Source organism: Clostridium senegalense JC122 (genome assembly GCF_000285575.1).
In the GTDB taxonomy this organism is placed as follows: domain Bacteria; phylum Bacillota; class Clostridia; order Clostridiales; family Clostridiaceae; genus Clostridium_J; species Clostridium_J senegalense.
On sequence record NZ_HE611050.1, the window covers coordinates 444,931 to 469,004 of the forward strand.

Sequence of the window (24,074 nt, forward strand, 5' to 3'; positions counted from 1 at the left end):
ACCTCATTCCTATATTCGTAGATTTTATATATTTATTTTATCAAAATCTAATAAAGTTATAATTCTATCTTTTAAATTAATTACACCTTTTATAAATACTTTTTCTTTATCACTAACTACTCTTTCTACAGAACCATCTTCTACTTCTAATACCTCATCTACTGAATCTACTGTAATACCGACAGCTTCATCCTCTAAATTTAATATTATAATATTTTGTTCCTCTGTATTAGCTGATTTCATATTTAATACTAAGTTTATATCTAAAATTGTAATTATAATCCCTCTTAAATTTATAAGTCCTTTTATATGACTTGGCGCTTTGGGTACTAATGTGATGTTCATCATATCACATATACTTTGAACTTTGCTAGTTTCAACAGCAAATTGTTCATCCCCAATCCTAAAAACAACAACTTGCATTGCTAGTCCCCCTATCCAATTACTTTATTTATAGCTTCTAATACTCTATCTGCTTGGAAAGGCTTAACTATAAAATCTTTTGCACCTGCTCTTATAGCATCCATAACCATGCTTTGTTGACCCATAGCACTACACATTACTATTTTTGCATTTGGATCAAATTCTTTTATAGCTTTTACAGCTTCTATTCCATCCATATCTGGCATAGTTATATCCATTGTAACCACGTCTGGTTTCTCAGATTTATAAAGTTCTACAGCCTTTATTCCATTTTGTGCTTCTCCTACTACTTCAAATCCATTCTTTTCAAGAATGTCCTTTATCATCATTCTCATAAATGTTGCGTCATCAACTATTAATACTTTAGCCATTTAAATTTCCCTCCATTATTCCTAAAGATTTCAATATTTTTTCTAATGAGCCAGGCATAGGAATATAATAAAAATGCCCGTTTAATGTTTCATTTTCTTGAATAAATTCTGTTTCAATATCTAAAACAGATTCTCCATATTGACCAGCTTCCATAAATGTTGTTGAAAGTATAGCCCCTATCATATCACTAGCCACTGCTGGTACAGAAAGCGTCAAGTTCAAATTTGTAAGTGATGCAATGGCATTTATATAAGTGGATGAAATTATATTTCCAACCTCGGCTAAAACTGATAGCCCCATTTCATTTACTTCATTTCCACATTGTCCACAAAGACTACTTATTATATCTAAAAGAGAATTTTCATCTATTATAAATAGCATATTTCCAGGTGCATCACCAAGCACTCTAATTACAACTGCATAGGCTAAATCTTCAGCATCATTTTCAAATATTTCTTCGTAAGGTATTAAATTTACTTTAGGAAAAGTTATATCAACCTTTTTATTTAAAAGATTAGATAATGCTGTTGCAGAATTTCCTATTCCTATATTTCCTACTTCCCTTAGTGCATCTAACTGGAGATCAGTTAGCTTCGTATATTCCAAATTTTAAGCACCTCCTTATATCAATGATGCAACATCTAGTATTAATGTTACTAATCCATCTCCTAAAATTGTAGCACCTATATATTCATTCAAGTTCTTTAATGTCTTGCCAAAAGGCTTTATTACTATTTCTTGTTGACCTAATAATGAATCTACAAGTAAACCAACTTCCCTTTCTCCTACCTTTGTCATAACTACATATTTCTTTCCATGATCATCCTCTGGAATGTTTAATTTTTCATTAACTCTTATAAGATTAACTATATTATCGTTATAAATTATTACCTCTTTATTGTTTGTCTTTTTAGTTAATTCCTTTTTATATTCAATAACTCTATCTATATATCCTAAAGATATTGCCATTGTCTCAGAACCAACCTTTACAAGTAATGCTTGTATAATTTGAAGTGTAAGTGGAAGTCTTATAATAAAACTTGTTCCCTTACCTAATTCACTTATAGCATCTACAGTTCCTCCTAATGCAGCAATTTTAGTTTTTACTACATCCATACCAACACCTCTACCTGATATGTCTGTAACTACTTCATTAGTACTGAATCCTTGGCTAAATATTAAATTTTTAATGTCATTTTCGCTCATACCTTCTGTAGTTATTCCTACACTTTCAGCCTTAGCTCTAATCTTGTCAACATTTAGACCTTTTCCATCATCTTCAACTTTTATCACAGCCTTAGTTCCTTCTGGATATGCTATAAGCTTTATTTTTCCATTTGGATTTTTACCAGCTTTGATTCTTTCTTCTGGACTCTCTATCCCATGGTCTGCTGCATTTCTTAAAAGATGAATTAATGGTTCCCCAATTTCTTCTATAACTGTTCTATCAAGTTCAGTGTCTTGTCCTAATATTTCAAGATCAATTTCTTTACCTAATTCTATAGATAAATCCCTTATCATCCTTGGAAATCTGTTAAATACAGCGTCTAATGGCAACATTCTTATTTTCATAACCAAATCTTGTAAATCAGATGTACTTCGAGCTACTTGTTCTAAAGTTTCATTTAACTCTGGTATTTTATGATTTAAACTTATTTGTTCTAGTCTTGTCCTATGAATCACAAGTTCTGAAACCATATTCATAAACTTATCTAATCTTTCCAAATCTACTCTTACTGATTGTCCAACTGTTCTACCCTTAGGATGTTTATCTGAATTATGCTTATCGTTAGTTGTTTTCTTTCCCTTAATATCTTTACCTTTTTCTATTTCCTTATTTATTTCTTTTATTTTCTCTGATTTATCAGTGATTTCTTTTGGTTTCAAATTTTTTATACTGTTCTTATTATTTTCTGAGATATTACTGATTTCTACACTTTTCACTTCTGATATTTTAAATAATATATCTTTAGTTTCTTTTTCAGTTTTCTTAGTAATATAAGTTAGTTCTATATTATAATCAAAATTTTCTGCCTCTAAATCTTCTGATGCAGGTATTGATTTTATAACTTCACCATGTGCCTCTAGCTCTTGCATTATTATAAATACTCTTGCTGATTTTAATAATGTTCCTTCATCTAACTGAATATTTACATTAAGTGCATTAAATCCAACTTGCTTAGCTTGTTTTATAACATCCATATCATATTCTGATAAGTTATAATTTGAACAATCACTATTAATCTCTTCTTTATTTTTATCTGTTTTTACATCTGAAACTTCAACTATTCTTACTTCTGAAATGTCTTCTATTAAATTTTTTATAGTTTCCTTAGTTTCTTTTGTTATATACGCAAAATTTATATCCAAATCAAAATCTTCAATTTCTAAATCTTCTAAGATAGGTTGTGTTTTTATAATTTCTCCATGTTCTTCTAACGCTTGCATTATTACAAATGCTCTTGCTGATTTTAAAATTGTTCCATCATCTAATTTAACATAAATACTATACGCATTAAATCCAGAATCCTTAGCTTGTTTAATTACATTTAAATCATACTCATTAAATTGAAGTTGATTTGCTACATCACAAACTGCCTCAATTGATTTTCCTTCTGCATTTTCAGCATTTTCTTTAGCTTCATCGCTTTGTTTTTTATTACCTATATCTTCTAATTGATGAACTATATCTGATATATCATAATCTAATTCTTCACCATCAGCAATAGTGTTTATCATATTCTCCAAATTATCTAGACATCTAAATAATACTGTTACAACCTTTGGAGTTACATTTAATTCTCCTTCTCTAAACTTAGATAAAACATCCTCCATTTTATGAGTAAGTTCTGCTATAGTATTATATCCCATAGTTGCAGCCATACCTTTAATAGTATGTGCTACCCTAAATATTTCATTTAACCTTTCTTTATCATTAGGTTCTTGCTCTAAAATAAGGAGACTTTCATTTAAAGTTTGAAGATTATCCATTGATTCTTCTAAAAACATTGAAAGGTATTGTGACGTATCCATATTATTCCTCCTCAAAGCTTCCTATAAATAAAAGTGGATACTTTTTCAAAATTGAAAGCCTTATAATTATATATACTTTCCGTAGCCCCTACAAAAAGTATCCCACCTTTTTTTAAGGATCTACTAAATTTATCATAAATTCTATCTTTTATATCTTGATTAAAGTATATTACTACATTTCTACAAATTATTATGTCAAAATTACTTTCATAATTTTCTAAAATAAGGTCATGTTTTTTAAATGTTATCATTTTTTTTAATTTATCATCTATAACATAACTTTTATCATGACTTTTAAAATATTTTTTTAATAGCTGTGATGGTACATTTTTAATCTCTAAGCTACTATATTCACCTTTTTTTGCTTTGTTTAATATATTGTTATCAATATCTGTCGCTATAATTTTATGATTAACTCCTGGTGATATTTCATCTAATATCATCGCTAAAGAATATGGCTCTGCACCAAGAGAACATGCTGCACTCCAAATTTTTAGTGGAGATTTATAATTCAAGTTACTTTTTATAACATCCTTAAACTCGTCAAAAATTTCAGGATTCCTAAAAAATTCCGTTACATTTATAGTTAAATAATCCAAAAACTTTTCTCGCTGAATGTTATCAGTTTTTAGCATTGTTATATATTCTTCTATTGAACTTGCACCTACTCTAGTCATTAAACTTTGGATTCTTCTATGCAATTGATTAGACTTATATGCCGTTAAATCTATTTGTAGCTCTCTTTTCACCCAAACTTCAAGCGGTTTAAAATCCATTACTTTAGTCAACTCCTCTAACTATTTTTGTTATTCTGCTTGATACATAATGTAATGGTAATACCTCATCAACTTTATTAGTTTCAAAAGCAGCTTTAGGCATACCATATATTATGCAAGTTGACTCATCTTCTGCCATAGTATAACCACCTCTATTTTTAACCTCTATAGTTCCATTAGCTCCATCTTTACCCATTCCAGTTAAAACAACACTTAATAACTTACTTCCATAAACTTTTGATGCTGATATAAACAGTTTATCTACAGCTGGTTTAACACCACAAACTGGAGAAGTGTCTGTAAGTCTTATATAAGTTCCTTCTATCTCCATATGATATCCTGCCCTTGCAACGTAAACAACATTTTCTTCTATACGCATTCTATCTTCAGCTTCAACAACTTTTAAATTACTTCCCCTGTCTAGTCTTTCTGCAAAAGCTTTAGTAAAACCAACAGGCATATGCTGAACTACAAAAATTGGAACTCCTAAGTTTTTAGGTAGTCCTGTAATAACGCTGTACAATGCTTTAGGTCCTCCTGTAGATGCTCCTATTACTACTGCATTTATCTCTTTATGGTTAGTTTCTTTTTTTCTAAGCCTTTCCATAAAATTTAAATTTGTCTTATTTCTCATTGATATAGATTTAATCGTTCTTTTTTCATTTCTTATTTTTTTTATTAAATCATCCTTAACAATATTTATATCTAATGAAATTGCTCCTGATGGCTTGCACACAAAATCAAAAGCTCCAAGAGCAAGGCAGTCCATAGTAATTTCAGCCCCATCTTTAGTTAATGAACTTAACATTATTATTTTCGAAGCTATTTTCTTTTCTTTTAGTACTTTTAATGTAGAAATTCCATCTAAAATTGGCATTTCTATATCTAAAGTAATTACATCTGGTGTAATTACCTCTAGTTTTTTTAAAAGTTCTTCACCATTTCTAGCTATAGCAACTACCTCCATGTCTTCTTGCTCATTTATCATATCAGATATTATTTTTCTCATAAGAGCGGAATCATCAACTACTATAACTTTTATTTTTCTGTCCATTAACTATCACCTCTAATAATAAACTTTAAATATCTTTAATACCTAGACCTATTGTTTTCACTTGAAGTACTCCATTCTCTGTATTTAAGGTAATAGTTCTTCCTTTATTTCCACCTACATCCTCTGCCTCAATTGGAATTTTATATTTTTTAAGCATTTCTTTAACAGCTTTTGCATTTCTATCGCCAATATCCATGTTCATATTTTTATCAGCAAAACTAAACATAGATGCTCCACCTGCAATTTTTGCTTTTAAAAACTTTTCATTTGCTCCTGCATTTTTCATCTTATCTACCAATATAGGTATAGCTAAATCTGCAAATTTAAGATTATTAGTAATTTTAGTGAACTTAGTACTATCTGGAAGCATTATATGGGCAAGTCCACCAATTTTAGAGTATTTATCAAAAAGAGCTATACCTATACATGATCCAAGACCTATTGTTATTAATCTATCTGGATTTTTTCCTATATTTAAGTCTCCTATACCAATCTTTATATCTTTTTTTTCCATAGTTTCACCTAATATACAAGTTCTTTTTCTTCATCTGATAATATATTCGAAAGAGATAAGAATATTATTATCCTATCTTTTTCTTTTATTAATCCTTGAATATATCTTTTTGATACATCAGATGCTATATCTGGAGCAGCTTCAATATTATTAACATTAATAGGCTTTACTTCTGATACTGAATCAACTATTATTCCTATTTTTCGTTCTTCATCCCTTACTACTATTATTTTTAATTCATCTTTAATTTTTTCACCATGTTTATTAAATTTATCTGAAAGTGATATTACTGGAAGTATACTTCCCTCATAATTTATAATGCCTTTTAAAAAACTTGGTGCATCAGGTAATTCTGTAGGTTCTTCATAAATTAAAATTCTCTCTACATCCATAATATTTTCGGCATAAAATTGATCCCCTATTGAGAAAATTAGCATCTTTATTTCTTCATTCATTTTTTCACCCTCTATAACTTTAATTTTTCAACACATATTTCATCATCTTTATCTAAATAAACGTGAATATCTTTACTTGGTTCTTCTAATACATATTTTTTATTTCCAATTATAAATTTAGTGTTATAATAGGCCATAGCTACATATATATGACCTTTATCTTTCACTTTCAGCACATTCATAACACCATTAGGTGTTCCTACTATTTTAGCTTTTATTTCATTTTCAGCACTTATAACTCCGCCTCTAATTGTACTTTTATCATTTATAAAATATATACTATCTAAAGAACTAACATTAGATTTATAAATTCCTTTTCCATCAATATAAATATTTCCTGTAACATCAATGTTACAATCCTGTGCATAAGTTATATACATATCACACCTTTTATATATTTTGCTATTTAATTCTTCTATTTTAGCTTTTAATAATTTTTCCATATAAGTTACTTCATTTATAGTTTTAAAATTATCAAAATAACAATTACACATTTTTAAGGAAATAAATTTATATAAATCACATTGTATATCCTTTTGACTTTTCATTGAATTAATTAAATTATAAATGTCCATATTAAAGTTCTTAAATCTAGCATCAATAATTGCATTTATTAAGTCTTTTTCTTTAATTTGATTAGCCAAATTATTGCTACTATTTATTTTATAAAGATTCTCGCAAAGGTTGAATATTTTTTCATGAATTTTTTCTACCTGTTCTATATACTTAGAGTAGTCTGCACCAATATTTCCGCCTAATATATTTGATGATATAATGTTACCTTTTACTTCTATATCCCCTTCTGCATTTAATTCCCCTCTTAAGACATTACCACGAATAATTATACTATTACCACTTTCAACCTTCATATCATCTTTAACGTTCCCATGAACTATAACATCACCTATAAACCTTATATTACCCTTTGAGATATCCACATCACCATCAACATTAAAAACCTCTTCAACAGAAAATGTGTTGCTCCTGAGGTAAGGCTTACCACTTATTGTGGCATATGCTCTATTTCCTACAACATTTACCCCTTTTCCACTTTTTATGGTTTTAACTTTTCTTTTTGGTGGTTTAATTACTTGTCCATAAACATTAAAGCCTATTTTTCCATTTTTACCCATCTGCAACTCACCAATTAAATCACCTGATTTTACAGTTTCCACTTCTCCTATAGATTTAAAATCAACTCTTCCATTGTCATCTTCAACTAACTTTTTCTCGTCCATTACATTAAAATATGCTTTAATTTCATCATCTATAGGTTTAATTGGCTCTTTCCCCATTGCTATGCTAATGCTTTCTATAATATCGTTTTCACAACAATATTTTATAGCTTCATCATCTAACCCATAAATTATTCCTAATTTATTAAGTTCCATAGTTAGTTCTGACTCAGTATATCTAGGTGCTGTTAATTCTCCTATTACCTCTATTGTTGGTCTTAGTATTGGCGAAATCTGAGAATCCTTAATTTTATATAGATTGCATTTTTCTTCTCTTATTGTAACTTTTGCTTCTATTTTATCTTCAGATATCTCTATATTTAGATGCCTTTTTGGTTTTTCTTGATTTTTAATTGTAAACTCCACTACATTCTCTTGAAAAACTTCTACAGGCTCTGTAATAACTTTGTTATCAATTTTTATCTCTACATCTGGTGATGGTAAAATTCTAGCCGGTAATTTTCCTTCTTCAGGATTTAAAACAAAAACTTTATTATTTTCTACCTTTATAACACCTAACCCATTTGTTTTTACTTCCACCATAAATCCCCCCAAATTAAAGTTAACCTAGAGGTTTTTGACTATTTTTTAGACTATAATAATTTATAATTCTAATTTATTATTTTTTCACATGCCTAAATTATCGTCAAAATCCCCTATTACTTTATATATTCCCCTAAAAAATTACTAACTTATATCTTTTTTTATTAATTCATCAAATTTATTTTTTATATCATTTATTATTTTATTCTTTTGTGAATTTATTTTTAATTCATCTATACTTTTTATTGGCAATACCTTTGGAGATGTACCTGATATAAATGCTCCTTCTATTTTATCTAATTGTTTATAATTTAATTCCTTCTCTTCTATTTCAAGACCCAATTCATTACAACATTGAATTATCTTCATCCTTGTTATGCCTGGTAACACCTTATTACCTGGTGATGTTACAATTTTACCATCTATAACCATAAATATGTTAGACCTACTACCTTCCGTAATATATCCATTCCTATCTACTAATATAGCTTCATAAGAGTTACTTTCCTCTAGTTTTCTATTAACCCTTTCTCTAAAAGTATCATTTATTACCTTTGCGTTAGGGTTTTCTCTTTCACCAAAATATAGTATTGTTTTTACACCATTAATATATAAATCTTGTGAAGGGTAGCTATGAGGTATAAAAAACATATACCTGTTACTATTATCTAATATAATTTTAATATTTCCTTCTATTACATCATTTACCTTTACTAATTTTTCTATTTCATTTTTTATAATTTCCGTAGTTATAACAAATTTACTATTTGTAATTTTTACAGAATTAATTAACCTTTCTATATGTTCTTTTAAAAATAAAGGCTTCTTATTTATAATTCTTATAACTTCATAAATTTGTTTTGATGATACTGGTTTTATTTTTTCAAATTCATCTGCAGTTTTCATATCACCATTATATAAAATATATTTATTAGAAATTTTAATCATTACTGTAACACTCCCTATTTCCATTTTAGTATTTGTAATTTATCATGTTTCCTTTTGTAATTTATTAAATAGCCATTTCCAACTAAATTTAATAAAGGCAAATCCGATAAGGAATCAGAGAACATATATGAGTTTTTAAAATCTACCTCTATGCCTTCTTTTTTTATTTCCTCCATTAATCTTTTAACCTTTTCTTCACCTTTGCAATTTGTACCATCTATTATTGGTCTATGAATATTGTTTTCCACTTTAAACTTAGTACCTATAACTTTATCTACTTCCTTTATCTTATAAAATTCATTTATATAAAATTCAGCTGAAGCGGATATTAAATAAATTTTACAACCTTCTTTTTTTAATTTTTTCATCATATCTATAGCATCTTGATAAAGTATATTACAAAGTCTTTTTTCATAAAACTCTTTAACAAGCTCTTGCATTTCATCTTCTTTAATTCCATCTATGAATCTTATAAATGTCTCTTTTGATTTTCCAGCATCCTTTAATCTTAATGCAAATAATAAAGTGGATATTATATTCCTTGGCGCATATTTTATAAACTTAGGACTTTTCTTTATCATAAACATGTAAAGTTCCAAAAGTGTTTCTCTTTTCGTTATAGTATAATCAATATCAAAAATAGCTAATTTTTCCATATATTTCTCCTGACAAACAATATTTTATTAATATAACTTTCACTAAATATTTTTAAAATGAATTTTCAAAATAGTCTATCTATAAATATTATAAAAGTTAATAAGTACTATCTAATTATTATTTTCCTTTATATTATTATAAAATAAAAAAGTCGTTTTGATAACGACTTTTTACTTTTTTAATTAATTTTGTGCTGCAATTGATTTTTCATAATATTTTCTAGCTGCCTCGTACTCTTCATCATCTGGAACTACTAATTCTCCAACTTCGTCGTCTCCAACAACTTTAAATAAATATACTGAACCATCATTTGGATTTTGAACTAATGCAAATTCATTTTCATTAAAAACGAATCCATCTACTATCTCACATATTATAGTGTTTCCTTCTTCATCCTCTAATGCAACTGTTAAAACTTCGTGATCTTCACATCCGCATCCACAACCTTCACTTTCATGGTTATGTCCACATCCGCAACCTTCGTTTTCATGACTATGTCCGCTACATCCACAGCTTTCGTGTTTTACTTCATTCTCTTTGTTATCGCATCCACAGCCGCATCCGCAATCTTTATTATCATTCATATTTAACACCTCCTATATGGTTATATTCTAATTGTACCCTTAATTTAACTTTTTTAAAAGCTTTTTTAATAAAAATATATATATTATAAAATATACATAATTTTCATAACAAACATTACTTTATTTATACTAAAAATATATAAGTTTTATATAAAAAAAGGGCTACTCAAACTTTGAGTAACCCTTTTTTATTCAAATTATATTAGATTTGTTGTTCTGCAAGTCTTTTATAATTTTCTCTTCTTTCTTTAGCATCTTGCTCTGTTTTAGCAAATAATGCTTCAGCATCTTCTGGGAATGCTTTTGCTAATGAAGCATATCTAACTTCTCCCATTAGATAATCTTTAAATGATAATGTTGGTTCTTTAGAATCTAAGCTAAATGGATTTTTACCTTCTTCTTTTAGTACTGGGTTATATCTATATAATGTCCAGTATCCAGATTGAACAGCTAATTTAGATTCTAATTGAGTAGATCCCATACCTTTTTTAATTCCATGGTTTATACATGGTGCATAACCAATTATTAATGATGGGCCATCATATGCTTCTGCTTCTCTTATAGCTTTAAGAGTTTGATTTTGATCAGCTCCCATAGCTACTTGAGCTACATAAACATATCCATAACTCATAGCCATCATTCCTAAATCTTTTTTCTTAGTTCTCTTACCTGCAGCTGCGAATTTAGCTATAGCAGCAGTTGGAGTAGATTTAGAAGATTGACCACCTGTATTTGAGTAAACTTCTGTATCAAATACAAATACATTTACATTTTCTCCACTTGCTAATACGTGGTCTACTCCACCATATCCGATGTCGTATGCCCAACCGTCTCCACCGAAGATCCATTGTGATCTCTTAACGAAGAAATCTTTTTTATTATAAACTTCAGCTAAAGCTTCATTTGATTTTTCATTTTCTAACATTGGTAATATTTTAGCTGCTAAAGCTTTTGTAGCTTCTGCATCATTTACATTTTCTAACCATTCTTTTAATAAACCTTTTAATTCTTCACAAATATTAGCTTCAACAGCTTCTTTAACTGCTAAAACAAGTTTATCTCTTAATTGGTTAGCTCCTAAGAACATACCTAATCCAAACTCAGCATTATCTTCGAATAATGAGTTTGCCCAAGCTGGACCTTGACCCTTATGGTTAGTTGTGTATGGAGTTGAAGGTGCACTACCGCCCCAGATTGATGAACATCCAGTAGCATTAGCTATCATCATTCTATCTCCAAATAATTGTGTTATAAGTTTTGCATATGGAGTTTCTCCACATCCTGCACAAGCACCACTGAACTCTAAAAGTGGAGTTTCAAATTGGCTACCTTTAACACTGTTTACTCCCATTGGATTTTCAGCTTTTGCTGGTAAGTTTTTAACTGCAAAATCCCAAACTTCTTTTTCTTTTTCTTGAGTTTCGAAAGGTTTCATAACTAAAGCTTTTTCTTTTGCTGGACAAACTTGCGCACAGTTTCCACAACCAGTACAATCTTCAAGTGCTACTGTCATTGCAAATTTTAATCCTTCAAATGCTTTTCCGCCTTTAGCATCTACAATTTTCATGTTTGCTGGAGCACCTTCAAATGCTTCTTCTTTTGCAACGTATGGTCTTATAGTCGCATGTGGACATACATAAGCACATTGGTTACATTGAATACAATTTTCTGGTATCCATTCTGGAATATTTATTCCTATTGCTCTTTTCTCATATGCAGCTGTTCCTGGTTCAAATGTACCATCTTCGATACCTGCAAAGGCACTAACTGGTAAATTATCTCCTTCTTGTCTGTTCATAACATCTACGATATTTTTAACAAAATCAGGTTTTTCTTGAATTGGAAGTGCTTCATCTTGAGCATCTTTCCAAGAAGCTGGAACTTCTACTTTAACAATAGATTCTATTCCTTTATCTATAGCATCATGGTTCATTTTTACAACTTTTTCACCTTTTTTGCCATATGATTTAATAACAGCATCTTTTAAGTGTTTAACTGCTTCTTCAGTTGGAATAATTTTTGATAATTCAAAGAACGCAGCTTGCATTATCATGTTTATTCTTCCACCTAAACCTAAATCTTGAGCTATTTTAACAGCATTGATTGTATAGAAGTTTATGTTGTGTGCTGCAATATATCTCTTCATTGATGCTGGTAAATGTTTTTCTAAATCTTCTTGATTCCAAATGCAGTTTAATAAGAATGTTCCATTATCTTTTATTCCTGCTAGAACATCATATTTATTAACATATGATTGGTTATGGCATCCAACATAGTCTGCAGCATTTATTAAGTATGGTGATTTAATCGGTTTCTTACCAAATCTTAAGTGAGAAACTGTTATACCACCAGATTTTTTAGAGTCATATGCAAAGTATGCTTGAGCATACATATCTGTATTGTCTCCAATTATTTTTATAGCACTTTTGTTAGCTCCAACTGTACCATCTGATCCAAGACCCCAGAATTTACAAGCTGTAGTTCCTTTATCTGCAACTTGTATACTTCTAGATACTTCTAATGAAGTAAATGTTACATCATCATTTATTCCTATTGTGAATCCATTTTTTAATTCATCATTTTTTAAGTGATCAAATACAGTTACTATATGATCTGGAGTAGTGTCCTTTGAACCTAGTCCATATCTTCCACCTATTATAGCTGGTTTATTTTCACAATCATAATATGCATTTCTTATATCTTGATATAATGGTTCTCCAGCTGATCCTGGTTCTTTAGTTCTGTCAAGAACTGCTACTTTTTTAACAGTTTTTGGCATATGTTTAAAGAAATGATCTAATGAGAATGGTCTAAATAAACGTACTTTTAATAATCCAACTTTTTCACCTTGAGTTGCTAAGTAATCTATTGTTTCTTCTACAACATCACAAACTGAACCCATTGCAACTATTACTCTATCAGCATCTTGTGCACCATAGTAGTTAAATACATGGTAATCTGTTCCAATTTCTTTGTTTACTTTTTCCATATATTTTTCAACTAATTCTGGAACAGCTTGATAGAATTTATTTGAAGCTTCTCTAGTTTGGAAGTACACATCAGGGTTTTGAGCTGTACCTCTTGTTACTGGATTATTTGGATTTAATCCTCTATTTCTAAATGCTTCTACAGCATCTTTATCTACAAATTTTTCTAATGTTTCGTAATCCCAAGCTTCTATTTTTTGAATTTCATGTGAAGTTCTAAATCCATCAAAGAAGTTTAAGAATGGAACTCTTCCTTCGATTGCTACTAAGTGAGCAACTGGAGCTAAGTCCATAACTTCTTGAACGCTATTGTTTGCAAGTAAAGCAAATCCTGTTTGTCTTGCAGCCATTACGTCTTGGTGATCTCCAAATATTGATAATGCTTGTGCTGCTAATGCTCTAGCAGTTACATGGAATACTCCTGGTAATAATTCCCCTGCTATTTTATACATATTAGGAACCATAAGTAGTAATCCTTGAGAAGCTGTAAATGTAGTTGTTAATGCTCCTCCTTGTAATGATCCGTGAACCGCACCTGCTGCACCTGCCTCAGATTGCATTTCCATCATTCTTACAGTTTGCCCAAAAATATTTTTTCTACCTTGTGCAGCCCACTCATCGCAGTGCTCTGCCATTGGTGATGATGGTGTTATTGGATATATAGCAGCTACATCAGTGTAAGCATAAGCTACGTGAGCAGCAGCAGTATTTCCATCCATAGTTTTCATTTGTCTCATTGTCCAAACCTTCTTTCTTAATATCTATTATTATAATAATTTTTTTGCTATTTGGTTAATACCTATCTTTTTTTTAATTATCTAAAATAATAACATAGTAATTATTTGATAATCATTATCCATGTTACCAAAAAAATTTTTAGGATAATACCTCGAAATAACTCAATTTTTATAATATTTTTACTAAAAATAGCATTTTATACAGCTTTCATAATCTATGATAATGCTATACTACTTAAATTTCAAGTGCTTAACGGTCATTTTCATTGTTATATTTTTAACTATTTGTATTTTCTATACACCCAATTGCAGGTATGGATATGTCGAACTTCTTTTTTTCTAAATTGTCTTTCAATTCACAAAGTGCTTTTTCACTTCCATGGACTAAGAATATTTTCTTAGGTTTACTTTTAAAATTGCATACCCACTTTTCCAAACTGTTTTTATCAGCATGACCAGATAACCCCTGCAAATTGTATATATTGCAATTAATTTCTAACTCTTCTTTTAATATACAAATATTTCTTTTTCCACCTAAAATATGCCCACCGATTGTATCATACCCTTGAGCACAAACAAAAACTAAAGAGCTATTTTTATCTTCTATATTATTTTTTATATGATGCACAATTCTCCCCCCTTCACAATCTCCACTAGAAGATATTATAACTATACCCTTCTTATTTTTTAGTTTTTTTGATTCTTCTAATTCCTCTATGAAGTGAAGATTTTTGAACTGAAAAGGATTATCTCCTTCATTTAAAAATTTTTTTGCCTCCTTATCAAAATATTTTTTATTATTTTCAAAAATTTTAGTAATCTTAGTAGCCATAGGACTATCTACATATATATCTACATTATAGTCTTCTTCAGATTCCATAAATTTGTTTAAAGTATATATTATTTCTTGAGTTCTTCCTAATGAAAATGCAGGTATAACTACATTACCATTTTTAGAAACAGTTTTTTTTATAATCTCCACTAAAAAATCAAATTCATCTCTTTTAACATTGTGAATTTTATCACCATATGTACCCTCTAATATTAAATAATCACTACTATATATTTTTTTTGGGTCCTCCACTATTAATAAATTATCATTTCCCACATCGCCACTATATACTATTTTTGTATTGTTTTCATCATTTATTACAATTTCACATATAGCAGAACCTAGAATATGTCCTGCATCTCTAAAAACCAATGATATATCTTCATTAATAATAATATTTTCATCATAGTCATATCCTATGAATTTTTCAAAATATATTTCACTTCTATTCTTCTCACTTTTATCCAATGAGTTTTCTATATCTGCTAGTAATACCTTGCAAAGTTCCACTGTTGGTTTTGTACATATAACATTTCCCTTAAATCCTTGCTCATATAGGTTTAAAATTCTTCCACTATGATCTAAATGAGCATGAGATAATATTACTGCTGATATTTCTTTAGGATTGAACATAAACTCATCATTATTAAATTTTTTTAAATCTTTACCTTGAAATAAACCACAATCTAATAATATTTTAGTGTTACCAACCTCTAATAGATGACATGAACCTGTTATGCATTTAGTAGCTCCACAAAATTTAATCTTCATACTAACCCCTCTTTATATACTTATTTTTATAATAAATTTATTATTTTAAATTCATATTCATTTTTTATTTAAATGCAACTTTAAAATTATTCAAAAATATATTTTCCAATTACCATTTTCTTTATACAAAATAAGATAGTACTTTAAAATATAAAGTACTATCTTATTTTGTATTTTAACTCTTATATACTACATTGTTGTATCAACTCTATTATATTATCAACGCTGTTTTTAACTTCACTCTTATTCATATTTTCAATATACTTATCTTTATTTCTATTTAATTCTTTTATTTTTTCTAATAATATTTTTGAATTTGATTCCTCTTCTTCTAAAACCATACTATAACCATCTTTTTCAAAAGACCTCGCATTTAAAATTTGATCCCCCCTACTAGCTCTAGCTGAAAGTGGTATAAGTAAATTTGGTTTTTTTAGTGCCAGAATTTCAAATATAACATTGGCACCAGCACGTGAAATCACTAATGAAGAAATCTTCATCAAATGTGGCAATTCTTCTTTTACATATTCAAATTGAACATACCCTTCTTTTTTTATTGTATTATCTACATTTCCTTTTCCACAGACATGCACTAAATTGAAGTCTTTTAATAACTCATCTAAATTTGCTCTTATGGAATCATTTATAAACTTTGAGCCTAAACTTCCACCGATAATTAAAATTATAGGTTTTTCATCTTTAAACCCACATATTCTTTTTCCTTCTATTTTACTTCCATTTAAAATTTCTTCTCTTATAGGAAGTCCTGTTAATACACCTTTAGATTTATCTATATGGTTTAATGCTTCTTTAAATGTTACACAAATTTTAGAACAATATGGCATAGATATTTTATTTGCAAGTCCTGGTGTCATATCAGCTTCATGAATTATAACCGGTATTTTCCTCATTTTTGCAGCTAAAACAACTGGAACTGATACAAACCCACCTTTTGAAAAAATTATATTTGGTTTTTCTTGCTTTAGTATTTTCTTTGCATCAAAAATTCCTTTTATAACTTTAAAGGGATCTGAAAAATTTTTCAAATCAAAATACCTTCTTAGCTTCCCACTAGATATTATGTGATATTTTATGTTCTCAGCCTCAATAAGCCTTCTTTCAATTCCTTCTTTAGTTCCTATGTATCCTATATCATAACCTAATTCTTTTAACTTTGGGATAAGAGCTATATTAGGTGTAACATGACCTGCAGTTCCACCACCAGTTAAAATTATTTTTTTATTACTCAAAATATTTCCTCCTAGCTTTTTTATTAATTATTTTTCAATTCATATTTTAGTCTTTACTATACTTAAAATCCATTTTTTCTTAATGTATTATTTTTTAAAATTACCCTACATTATATATAATATATTTTTCAAAAGATTTATTCATTATATTCTCTATAATTTTAAAATAATTTCAAACTGATTTATACATTGTTTATTTAAGCATTATAATTCAATAAATTAAAATTATTTTTCAAAACTACATTATATAATATTTTTTTTAATTTTCATAGTTAATTTATTACCTAATATATTACAAAACAAGAATTTTATTCAGAAGTTTCCTTTAAACTAATAAAATAAAACTTTTATATTCGGTTAAAATAAGACTACAAACAACAAAAGGAGGTGAAAACAATGGGATACAATAGAGTATTAGTTCCAGAAGCTAAAGAAGGATTAAACAACTTTAAAATGGAAGCTGCTAAAGAAGTTGGAGTTAATCTTAAAAATGGTTACAACGGAGACTTAACTTCTAAAGAAGCTGGTTCTGTTGGTGGTCAAATGGTTAAAAAAATGGTAGAATCTTATGAAAAAAATTTATAATTAATTTTATAAGATAATAGAATTACTCATACTAATTCTATACCATATACCTAAAAATTATTTAATTATTCAATTTGATTAGGAGGTGCTCTACTATGAGTAGAAACAGAGTATTAGTTCCAGAAGCTAAAGAAGGATTAAATAACTTTAAAATGGAAGCTGCTAAAGAAGTTGGAGTTAATCTTAAAAATGGTTACAATGGAGACCTAACTTCTAGAGAAGCAGGTTCAATTGGTGGCCAAATGGTTAAAAAAATGGTAGAGACTTACGAAAGAAATCTGTAGTAGGCTAATTTACCTAGGGTTTATTGAATCTAATCTTTAATTTAATAAATATATAATTAGAGATATATTAATAAGGAGGTGCTCATAATGAGCAGAAATAGAGTATTAGTTCCAGAAGCTAAAGAAGGATTAAATAATTTCAAAATGGAAGCTGCTAAAGAAGTTGGAGTTAATCTTAAAAATGGTTACAATGGAGATTTAACTTCTAGAGAAGCTGGTTCTGTTGGTGGTCAAATGGTTAAAAAGATGGTAGAATCTTACGAAAAATCATTATAATAAACTTTTGACACTTTATCAAATATCAAACAAGCTACAAAATTTTATATTAAAACCATTTAAAGTATTTAAGTATACTTATATTAAAGGAGGCAATTTAAATGAGCAGAAATAGAGTATTAGTTCCAGAAGCTAAAGAAGGATTAAACAATTTCAAAATGGAGGCTGCTAAAGAAGTTGGAGTTAACCTAAAAAATGGTTATAATGGAGACTTAACTTCTAGAGAAGCCGGCTCAATTGGTGGCCAAATGGTTAAAAAAATGGTAGAAGCTTACGAAAGAAATTTATAATAAATACTTTTCAAAATTTATTATAAACTTTTAACCTGATGTTTGATATATAGTTTAGATTTATAGTATATTACTATATATTAATATCCCATAAAAGAGTTATTTAAAATATTTTAAATATTTTAAATAACTCTTTTCTTTATTTTTTATAAAAATCACTCTTTCAAAGACAATTTTTATTAAATTTTCACATAAAAAAGATTGTATCAGATTTATAGATACAATCTCTTTTTATAATTAATTATTGAAAAGAGTTTGATTTGTTTTTTTTAGCATCATCTGCTTCGATTTTATTTTCTATAGATTTTGCATTACTTAAACTATTTTGAACTGAGTTCAATTCATTTTGTAATTGTGCTTTAGTACTATTACTTTCAACAGTATTTGCTGCACTATCAATTGAATTTTTAACATTCTCCAATTGGTTTATTGAATTTTTAACATTTTGTTTAGCATTTTTTTTAGCCATTTGCTGTTCCTCCTAAAATATTCTTTTTACAAGAATATTATGTGCAACTATATTTTAAATATACTTATGATTTTTAAGTTTATATGTATATTTTTAATATAAATGTTAAATTTATGATTATAATTTTAACATTTATAAAATCAATACTTAATTTTTTTAATTATAAAGTAGTTTTAATTTCCACCTTATTTATTTATCTCTCTCTTGATTTTGATCTGTTATAAATATATAATTATATATGGTATTGACTAAGACAGTTCGTAACCATCCTGTCTAAAAACAAAACTATGGAGGTATATATAAATGAATAAACAAAACAATACTAGAAAAATTGCATTTGCAGCTCTTTTAGCAGCAATATATGCAACACTTACTGTAACTCTTAACTTTATGAGTTATGGACCTATTCAGATTAGAATTGCAGAAGGATTAACAGTTTTACCTTATTTCTCACCTTATGCAATTTGGGGACTTTTTTTAGGTTGCTTAATGTCTAACATCATTAGTCCCATGGGCATTCCTGATTTAATAGTAGGTTCTTTAGCTACTTTATTAGCTTCTTATTTAACCTACAAAATTGGAAAAAGTAATTTGAAACATAAAAGATTATTAGCTCCACTTCCAGCGGTATTAGTTAACGCTATTGTAGTTGGAAGTATGTTAAAAGTTCTTTATGCTCCAAATGTACCTTTAATTTTCAATATGTTTTATGTTGGAATAGGTCAATTTATTTGTTGTTATGGATTGGGACTTCCATTAATATCAGCTTTAGAGAAAAATTCAAAGATAAGTAATATACTTAAACTAAATTAAGATTTAAAATAAGGAAAAAGCAGTAATTATATATTACTGCTTTTATATTTTTATTGTATCTTAAAATTATTTACTTTCAGTTGCACTGATACATTTCCATTATATTCATTAATTGATGGTGAAAAAATTAAATCTATTTTCATACCAAAAGGATTTTCTAGCATATATTCATAACTCTCACCATATGCTTCTTTTAAATCTTCTATAAATTCCTCTACTTTATTAAAACATATTCCATCTATACATCTATTTGTACCATTAATTCTACATCTTAATTTTAATGTATTTTTATGTTCTCCTAATATACTTATTTTTTCTATAGATACATTTTTTTCAGCAAGTATTGGAGATGAATTTCCTTTTCCAAAGGGCTCTAAGGCTTTCAACTCATCTATAACTTTAAAATTTACATTTTTCAATGATAATCTTTCATCTATCCTTATTTTGTATATCAAGTCATTTTCTTTTAATGTGCATAATTCATTTATTTTTAACCTAAAATCATCAATATTTTCCTTTTTTATTGAAAGTCCTGCAGCCATAGGATGTCCACCAAACTTTTCTAAAAGACTTTTACATTTTATTAATTCTTCAAACATATTATATTCTGAAATAGATCTTGCTGAACCTTTAGGCATTTCTTTTCCTTTAGTCAAAACTATAGTTGGACGATTATAACTATCTTTAATCCTTCCAGCAACTATGCCTGCTATACTCTCATGTATTTTTTCATTATAAATTACTAAAATTTTATCATTTTTCAAATTAGAATTTTCTATAATTTCCTTTACTTCTTCCACTGCCTCATTTGTTAAATCTTGTCTTGTCTTATTTAATTCTACTAAAGTTTTTGCTAATTCTTTAGCTTTTTCTTCAGTGTCTGCCAATAATAAATCTACAGATAAAAATGCTGTCTCCAATCTTCCAGTAGCATTTATGCATGGTCCTATCAAAAAACCTATATGATATGAAGATACTTCTCCTTTTATGTTTAATTCCTCTTTTAAAGCAGCAATACCTAAGTTTTTAGTATTAGCTAAAATTTTCAATCCTTCTTTTGCTATTATTCTATTTTCATCAATTAAATCTACAACATCACAAATAGTTCCAATAGCTGCTATATCTATAAGTTCATAGGCTTTTTCTTTAGGTATTTCCATTTCATTATAAATACCTTGCGCAAACTTAAAAGCTATTCCTGCACCACATAAATTTTTAAATGGATAATCACAATCTAATCTTTTAGGATTTATGACTGCATCTGCATTAGGAAGTGTATATACTCTTTCTCCTTTTTCTTTCTCTTCAAAAGGAAGTTCATGATGATCTGTAACTACAATAGTCATTCCTAACTCTTTTGCTTTTTCAACTTGTTCTAATGCTGATATTCCATTATCACAAGTAATTACTACGTTATAACCATCTTTTTTAATTTTTTCAAGCCTTTCACTTGACATACCATATCCTTCTGTTTCTCTATTTGGTATATAATAATTTACCTTTGCACCACATAAAGTTAATGCCTTATATAATATTACTGTACTTGTAACGCCATCAGCATCATAATCTCCATAAATCATAATTTTTTCTTTATTTAAAATAGCACATTTAATTATATTTATACCATTTTCCATATCTTTCATTAAAAATGGACTATGCAAGTTTTCTAAACGCGGATTTAAAAATTTTTTCATATCTTCTATAGTACTAATCCCTCTATTTATCATAATTTTTACTATGAGAGGGCTTACACCTAAAATTCTTCCAACTTTATCTAAGTTAGTTTTTGTAGTTCTCAACATCCATTTAGTCTTCATTTCTTCACCCCTAAAATATAATAATCAAATAAAATCTTGAATTTTATTTGATATAAAACATAATACATAAACAATATTTTATATATTTACTTACTTAAATACAATAATTTAATTTTATCACATTCTCTCTTCAAATAAAGTTTATATAGATTTTAATTAATAATTATTCTTTTAAAGTTATTATTACTATTGATTTTAAATAATTATTTGATAGAATTAATTATTATATATTTCAAAATAATTTAGGAGGATTTATTATGGATAATTTACTTTTTGGAATATCAGGATTACCTTTAGGTGAACTTAACTCTAAATTTACCTATAAGACAGGCATACCTTATTTGAAAAACTTAGGATTAGATGCTATGGAGTTACCATTCGTCAGATCTGTTAATATTACTGACAAAAATAAAGATGATGTTTTAAAGGCTAAAAATGATAATAACTTTTATCTTTCAGCTCATGGATCATATTATATAAATCTAAATGCAGATGAAATTGAAAAACAAGAAAAATCTATAGAAAGAATTATTCAAGGTGCTGAAGGTTTAAAAAAAGTTAATGGCCGTAGTTTAATTTTTCATCCTGGGTTTTATCTTAAAGATTCAAAAGAAGAAACTTTTGAAACAATAAAAGAAAATTTGCTTAAACTTCCCAATATAGGTATCGATTATAGACTTGAAACTACAGGTAAAGGAACTCAATTTGGTGATTTAGAAGAATTAGTATCCCTTTGCAAGCATGTACCTACATGTAAACTTTGCGTTGATTTTTCCCATATTCATGCAAGATATAATGGTGCATTAAAAAGTTATGATGATTTTGCTAAAATATTAACTTATATAGGTGACAATTTAGGTGAAGATGCTTTAAATGATATGCATATACATATATCTGGAATAAACTATGGTGAAAAGGGTGAAAAAAACCACTTACCTTTCGAAGAAAGTGATTTCAATTATAAAGCATGTATGAAAGCATTTAAAAATTTTAATATAAAAGGTTGTATCATTTGCGAAAGTCCTATACTTGAAAATGATTCCTTATTACTAAAAAATACTTATCAATCTCTTTAATAAAAAAACTATGAAATTATTTATTAAAATTAATTTCATAGTTTTACATGTTTTAACTAACCTGTTATAACTTGTATTGTAGGGTTTTTCAATACTTTATTTATAACTTCTAGAATTTCATTTTCCGTTATATTTTCAATTTCAAATTCGTCAAATAATAAATTACAATCTCCATACATAAGTTCATATATAGCAGTGTTAAAGCTTAATGTTATTGATTTTTCAAGACCTAACATTCTTTTTAATTTACAATTTTTAAGTATAGATTGTATTTTTTCCTCTGTAAATATATTTTTTAAATTTACAGTTTTTTTATGTTATCATCTATTAATTTCATTGCTAATTCTATATTTTCCTTAGATGTTCCTAAACTTATTGAATATAATTTTATTCCTGATTCATTTTTCAAAAAACCTTTTATATCATATACTAGCCCTCTTTTAGTTCTTATTTCATCATACAAAACTGAGCTAGTTCCCTCTCCAAAATAACTATTAAAAATTCTCAAAATGGTTATTTCTCTATCACTTAACTCATCGATAGAAAAGATATACTGTATTTTACTAGAATTTATTCCTTCTTTATATTCATAAAAAATATTATTTATGTTTTTTCATAAAGGATGCTTTCTTTTTCTTTTTCTTTAATATAGCCATTTTTAAAATAGTTTTCAACTATCTTTATCACTTCTTCAAAGGATATAGATGAAACTACTGATATAACCATATTATTAATATGATAATACTTATTATAATATTTTTTCACATCTTCTATAGTATATTTTTTATTAAACTTTCATTTCCTATAATTAAATCTTTAATTCTTCTTTTAGAAAATCCATTATATAAAACTTTATCTTCACAATGTTGTGATACATCATCACTCCATTCTTTAAGTTCTTCACATATAACTGAAATTTCTTCTTTAAAATATTTTTCTTCAAATGTTGGATTTAAAATTATATCACTATAAAGCTCTAATCCACGTTCAAAGTCTTCTGATAAAGATGTTCCATAATATACTACATAAGGATAATTTGTCATAGCATTATGAAATCCAAAAATTTTATCACACTCTTTGTTTATATCTATTTCACTTCTACTTTGTGTTCCTTTAAATACCATATGCTCTACTATATGACTAAGCCCTATTTCATCTTCTCTTTCCTTTATGGCTCCACCATCTATTGCTATAGTGAAGGATGTAATATCTGTTTTTGTATTAGTATAAATCAATTTTAATCCATTATCTAAAACTATTTTTTCCATATCTTACCCCTATTTATAAATTTTA

Annotated in this window: 27 protein-coding genes; 6 read left to right on the forward strand and 21 right to left on the reverse strand. The window is 27.7% G+C overall.

Annotated elements, in window-relative coordinates; translation table 11 throughout:
- Positions 1 to 24: 24 nt before the first annotated feature.
- From CSGHG_RS02710 to CSGHG_RS02780, 15 genes are all read right to left on the reverse strand, one after another.
- Positions 25 to 423 carry a chemotaxis protein CheW gene (locus tag CSGHG_RS02710; RefSeq protein WP_010292448.1) on the reverse strand — a complete coding sequence of 133 codons (399 nt, stop codon included), beginning with the start codon at positions 421 to 423 and terminating at the stop codon, positions 25 to 27.
- Between the two features lie 11 nt (positions 424 to 434).
- Positions 435 to 794, reverse strand: a complete 360-nt coding sequence (locus tag CSGHG_RS02715) for a response regulator (RefSeq protein ID WP_010292450.1) — start codon at positions 792 to 794, stop codon at positions 435 to 437.
- Positions 787 to 1,401 carry a chemotaxis protein CheC gene (locus CSGHG_RS02720; protein ID WP_010292452.1) on the reverse strand — a complete coding sequence of 205 codons (615 nt, stop codon included), beginning with the start codon at positions 1,399 to 1,401 and terminating at the stop codon, positions 787 to 789. Before CSGHG_RS02720 ends, CSGHG_RS02715 begins: the two co-directional genes overlap by 8 nt.
- Before the next feature lie 15 nt (positions 1,402 to 1,416).
- Positions 1,417 to 3,828, reverse strand: a complete 2,412-nt coding sequence (locus tag CSGHG_RS02725; RefSeq protein WP_010292454.1) for a chemotaxis protein CheA — start codon at positions 3,826 to 3,828, stop codon at positions 1,417 to 1,419.
- Between the two features lie 11 nt (positions 3,829 to 3,839).
- The gene (locus tag CSGHG_RS02730) at positions 3,840 to 4,604 is read right to left on the reverse strand and encodes a CheR family methyltransferase (RefSeq protein WP_010292456.1); all 765 of its coding nucleotides are present in this window, start codon (positions 4,602 to 4,604) and stop codon (positions 3,840 to 3,842) included.
- A 4-nt stretch (positions 4,605 to 4,608) separates the two neighbouring features.
- Positions 4,609 to 5,658, reverse strand: a complete 1,050-nt coding sequence (locus CSGHG_RS02735) for a protein-glutamate methylesterase/protein-glutamine glutaminase (RefSeq protein WP_010292458.1) — start codon at positions 5,656 to 5,658, stop codon at positions 4,609 to 4,611.
- A gap of 25 nt (positions 5,659 to 5,683) precedes the next feature.
- A complete protein-coding gene (locus tag CSGHG_RS02740; RefSeq protein ID WP_010292460.1) occupies positions 5,684 to 6,172 on the reverse strand; it encodes a chemotaxis protein CheD in 489 nt (162 codons plus the stop codon).
- Between the two features lie 8 nt (positions 6,173 to 6,180).
- Positions 6,181 to 6,627 carry a chemotaxis protein CheW gene (locus tag CSGHG_RS02745; RefSeq protein WP_010292461.1) on the reverse strand — a complete coding sequence of 149 codons (447 nt, stop codon included), beginning with the start codon at positions 6,625 to 6,627 and terminating at the stop codon, positions 6,181 to 6,183.
- 11 nt (positions 6,628 to 6,638) lie between these two features.
- The gene (locus CSGHG_RS02750; RefSeq protein WP_010292463.1) at positions 6,639 to 8,402 is read right to left on the reverse strand and encodes a DUF342 domain-containing protein; all 1,764 of its coding nucleotides are present in this window, start codon (positions 8,400 to 8,402) and stop codon (positions 6,639 to 6,641) included.
- Positions 8,403 to 8,549: 147 nt separating this feature from the next.
- A complete protein-coding gene (locus tag CSGHG_RS02755; RefSeq protein ID WP_010292464.1) occupies positions 8,550 to 9,353 on the reverse strand; it encodes an aminotransferase class IV in 804 nt (267 codons plus the stop codon).
- 14 nt (positions 9,354 to 9,367) lie between these two features.
- Positions 9,368 to 10,009 (reverse strand): HAD-IB family hydrolase, encoded by a 642-nt coding sequence (locus CSGHG_RS02760; RefSeq protein ID WP_010292466.1) that lies wholly within the window; start codon positions 10,007 to 10,009, stop codon positions 9,368 to 9,370.
- A 183-nt stretch (positions 10,010 to 10,192) separates the two neighbouring features.
- Entirely contained in the window at positions 10,193 to 10,594 is a 402-nt protein-coding gene (locus tag CSGHG_RS02765; RefSeq protein WP_010292467.1) for a DUF1292 domain-containing protein, read from the reverse strand.
- A gap of 202 nt (positions 10,595 to 10,796) precedes the next feature.
- Positions 10,797 to 14,318 carry a pyruvate:ferredoxin (flavodoxin) oxidoreductase gene (gene nifJ, locus CSGHG_RS02770; RefSeq protein WP_010292470.1) on the reverse strand — a complete coding sequence of 1,174 codons (3,522 nt, stop codon included), beginning with the start codon at positions 14,316 to 14,318 and terminating at the stop codon, positions 10,797 to 10,799.
- 277 nt (positions 14,319 to 14,595) lie between these two features.
- Entirely contained in the window at positions 14,596 to 15,921 is a 1,326-nt protein-coding gene (locus CSGHG_RS19680) for an MBL fold metallo-hydrolase RNA specificity domain-containing protein (RefSeq protein ID WP_010292471.1), read from the reverse strand.
- Between the two features lie 182 nt (positions 15,922 to 16,103).
- On the reverse strand, positions 16,104 to 17,171 hold the full coding sequence (locus tag CSGHG_RS02780; protein ID WP_010292472.1) for an undecaprenyldiphospho-muramoylpentapeptide beta-N-acetylglucosaminyltransferase: 1,068 nt from the start codon (positions 17,169 to 17,171) through the stop codon (positions 16,104 to 16,106).
- A gap of 396 nt (positions 17,172 to 17,567) precedes the next feature.
- On the opposite strand from CSGHG_RS02780, the gene CSGHG_RS02785 reads away from it, so the two are divergent.
- The 4 genes from CSGHG_RS02785 (at position 17,568) to CSGHG_RS02800 (ending at position 18,606) form a co-directional block, all read left to right on the forward strand.
- A complete protein-coding gene (locus CSGHG_RS02785) occupies positions 17,568 to 17,756 on the forward strand; it encodes an alpha/beta-type small acid-soluble spore protein (RefSeq protein ID WP_010292473.1) in 189 nt (62 codons plus the stop codon).
- A gap of 95 nt (positions 17,757 to 17,851) precedes the next feature.
- Complete coding sequence (locus CSGHG_RS02790) at positions 17,852 to 18,040, forward strand: alpha/beta-type small acid-soluble spore protein (RefSeq protein ID WP_010292475.1); 189 nt, start codon at positions 17,852 to 17,854, stop codon at positions 18,038 to 18,040.
- 87 nt (positions 18,041 to 18,127) lie between these two features.
- A complete protein-coding gene (locus CSGHG_RS02795) occupies positions 18,128 to 18,316 on the forward strand; it encodes an alpha/beta-type small acid-soluble spore protein (RefSeq protein ID WP_010292477.1) in 189 nt (62 codons plus the stop codon).
- A gap of 101 nt (positions 18,317 to 18,417) precedes the next feature.
- Positions 18,418 to 18,606, forward strand: coding sequence for an alpha/beta-type small acid-soluble spore protein (locus CSGHG_RS02800; protein WP_010292479.1), 189 nt, complete (start codon positions 18,418 to 18,420; stop codon positions 18,604 to 18,606).
- A gap of 241 nt (positions 18,607 to 18,847) precedes the next feature.
- Here the strand turns inward: CSGHG_RS02800 and CSGHG_RS02805 are convergent, their stop codons facing one another.
- Complete coding sequence (locus tag CSGHG_RS02805) at positions 18,848 to 19,075, reverse strand: hypothetical protein (RefSeq protein ID WP_010292481.1); 228 nt, start codon at positions 19,073 to 19,075, stop codon at positions 18,848 to 18,850.
- Between the two features lie 303 nt (positions 19,076 to 19,378).
- Between CSGHG_RS02805 and CSGHG_RS02810 the strand changes: the two genes are divergently transcribed.
- The gene (locus CSGHG_RS02810) at positions 19,379 to 19,888 is read left to right on the forward strand and encodes a QueT transporter family protein (protein ID WP_010292484.1); all 510 of its coding nucleotides are present in this window, start codon (positions 19,379 to 19,381) and stop codon (positions 19,886 to 19,888) included.
- A gap of 50 nt (positions 19,889 to 19,938) precedes the next feature.
- On the opposite strand, the gene recJ is transcribed toward CSGHG_RS02810, so the two are convergent.
- Complete coding sequence (recJ, locus tag CSGHG_RS02815) at positions 19,939 to 21,705, reverse strand: single-stranded-DNA-specific exonuclease RecJ (RefSeq protein WP_010292486.1); 1,767 nt, start codon at positions 21,703 to 21,705, stop codon at positions 19,939 to 19,941.
- A gap of 257 nt (positions 21,706 to 21,962) precedes the next feature.
- On the opposite strand from recJ, the gene CSGHG_RS02820 reads away from it, so the two are divergent.
- A complete protein-coding gene (locus CSGHG_RS02820) occupies positions 21,963 to 22,781 on the forward strand; it encodes a TIM barrel protein (protein ID WP_010292487.1) in 819 nt (272 codons plus the stop codon).
- Between the two features lie 56 nt (positions 22,782 to 22,837).
- On the opposite strand, the gene CSGHG_RS24785 is transcribed toward CSGHG_RS02820, so the two are convergent.
- The 4 genes from CSGHG_RS24785 to CSGHG_RS24800 form a co-directional block, all read right to left on the reverse strand.
- Positions 22,838 to 23,017 (reverse strand): hypothetical protein, encoded by a 180-nt coding sequence (locus CSGHG_RS24785; protein WP_328284719.1) that lies wholly within the window; start codon positions 23,015 to 23,017, stop codon positions 22,838 to 22,840.
- Positions 23,018 to 23,082: 65 nt separating this feature from the next.
- The gene (locus CSGHG_RS24790) at positions 23,083 to 23,388 is read right to left on the reverse strand and encodes an insulinase family protein (RefSeq protein ID WP_328284728.1); all 306 of its coding nucleotides are present in this window, start codon (positions 23,386 to 23,388) and stop codon (positions 23,083 to 23,085) included.
- Positions 23,385 to 23,546, reverse strand: coding sequence for an insulinase family protein (locus CSGHG_RS24795; RefSeq protein WP_010292493.1), 162 nt, complete (start codon positions 23,544 to 23,546; stop codon positions 23,385 to 23,387). The genes CSGHG_RS24790 and CSGHG_RS24795 overlap by 4 nt, the downstream gene beginning before the upstream one ends.
- A 5-nt stretch (positions 23,547 to 23,551) precedes the next feature.
- Positions 23,552 to 24,049, reverse strand: a complete 498-nt coding sequence (locus CSGHG_RS24800; protein WP_010292495.1) for a M16 family metallopeptidase — start codon at positions 24,047 to 24,049, stop codon at positions 23,552 to 23,554.
- Positions 24,050 to 24,074 lie beyond the last annotated feature (25 nt).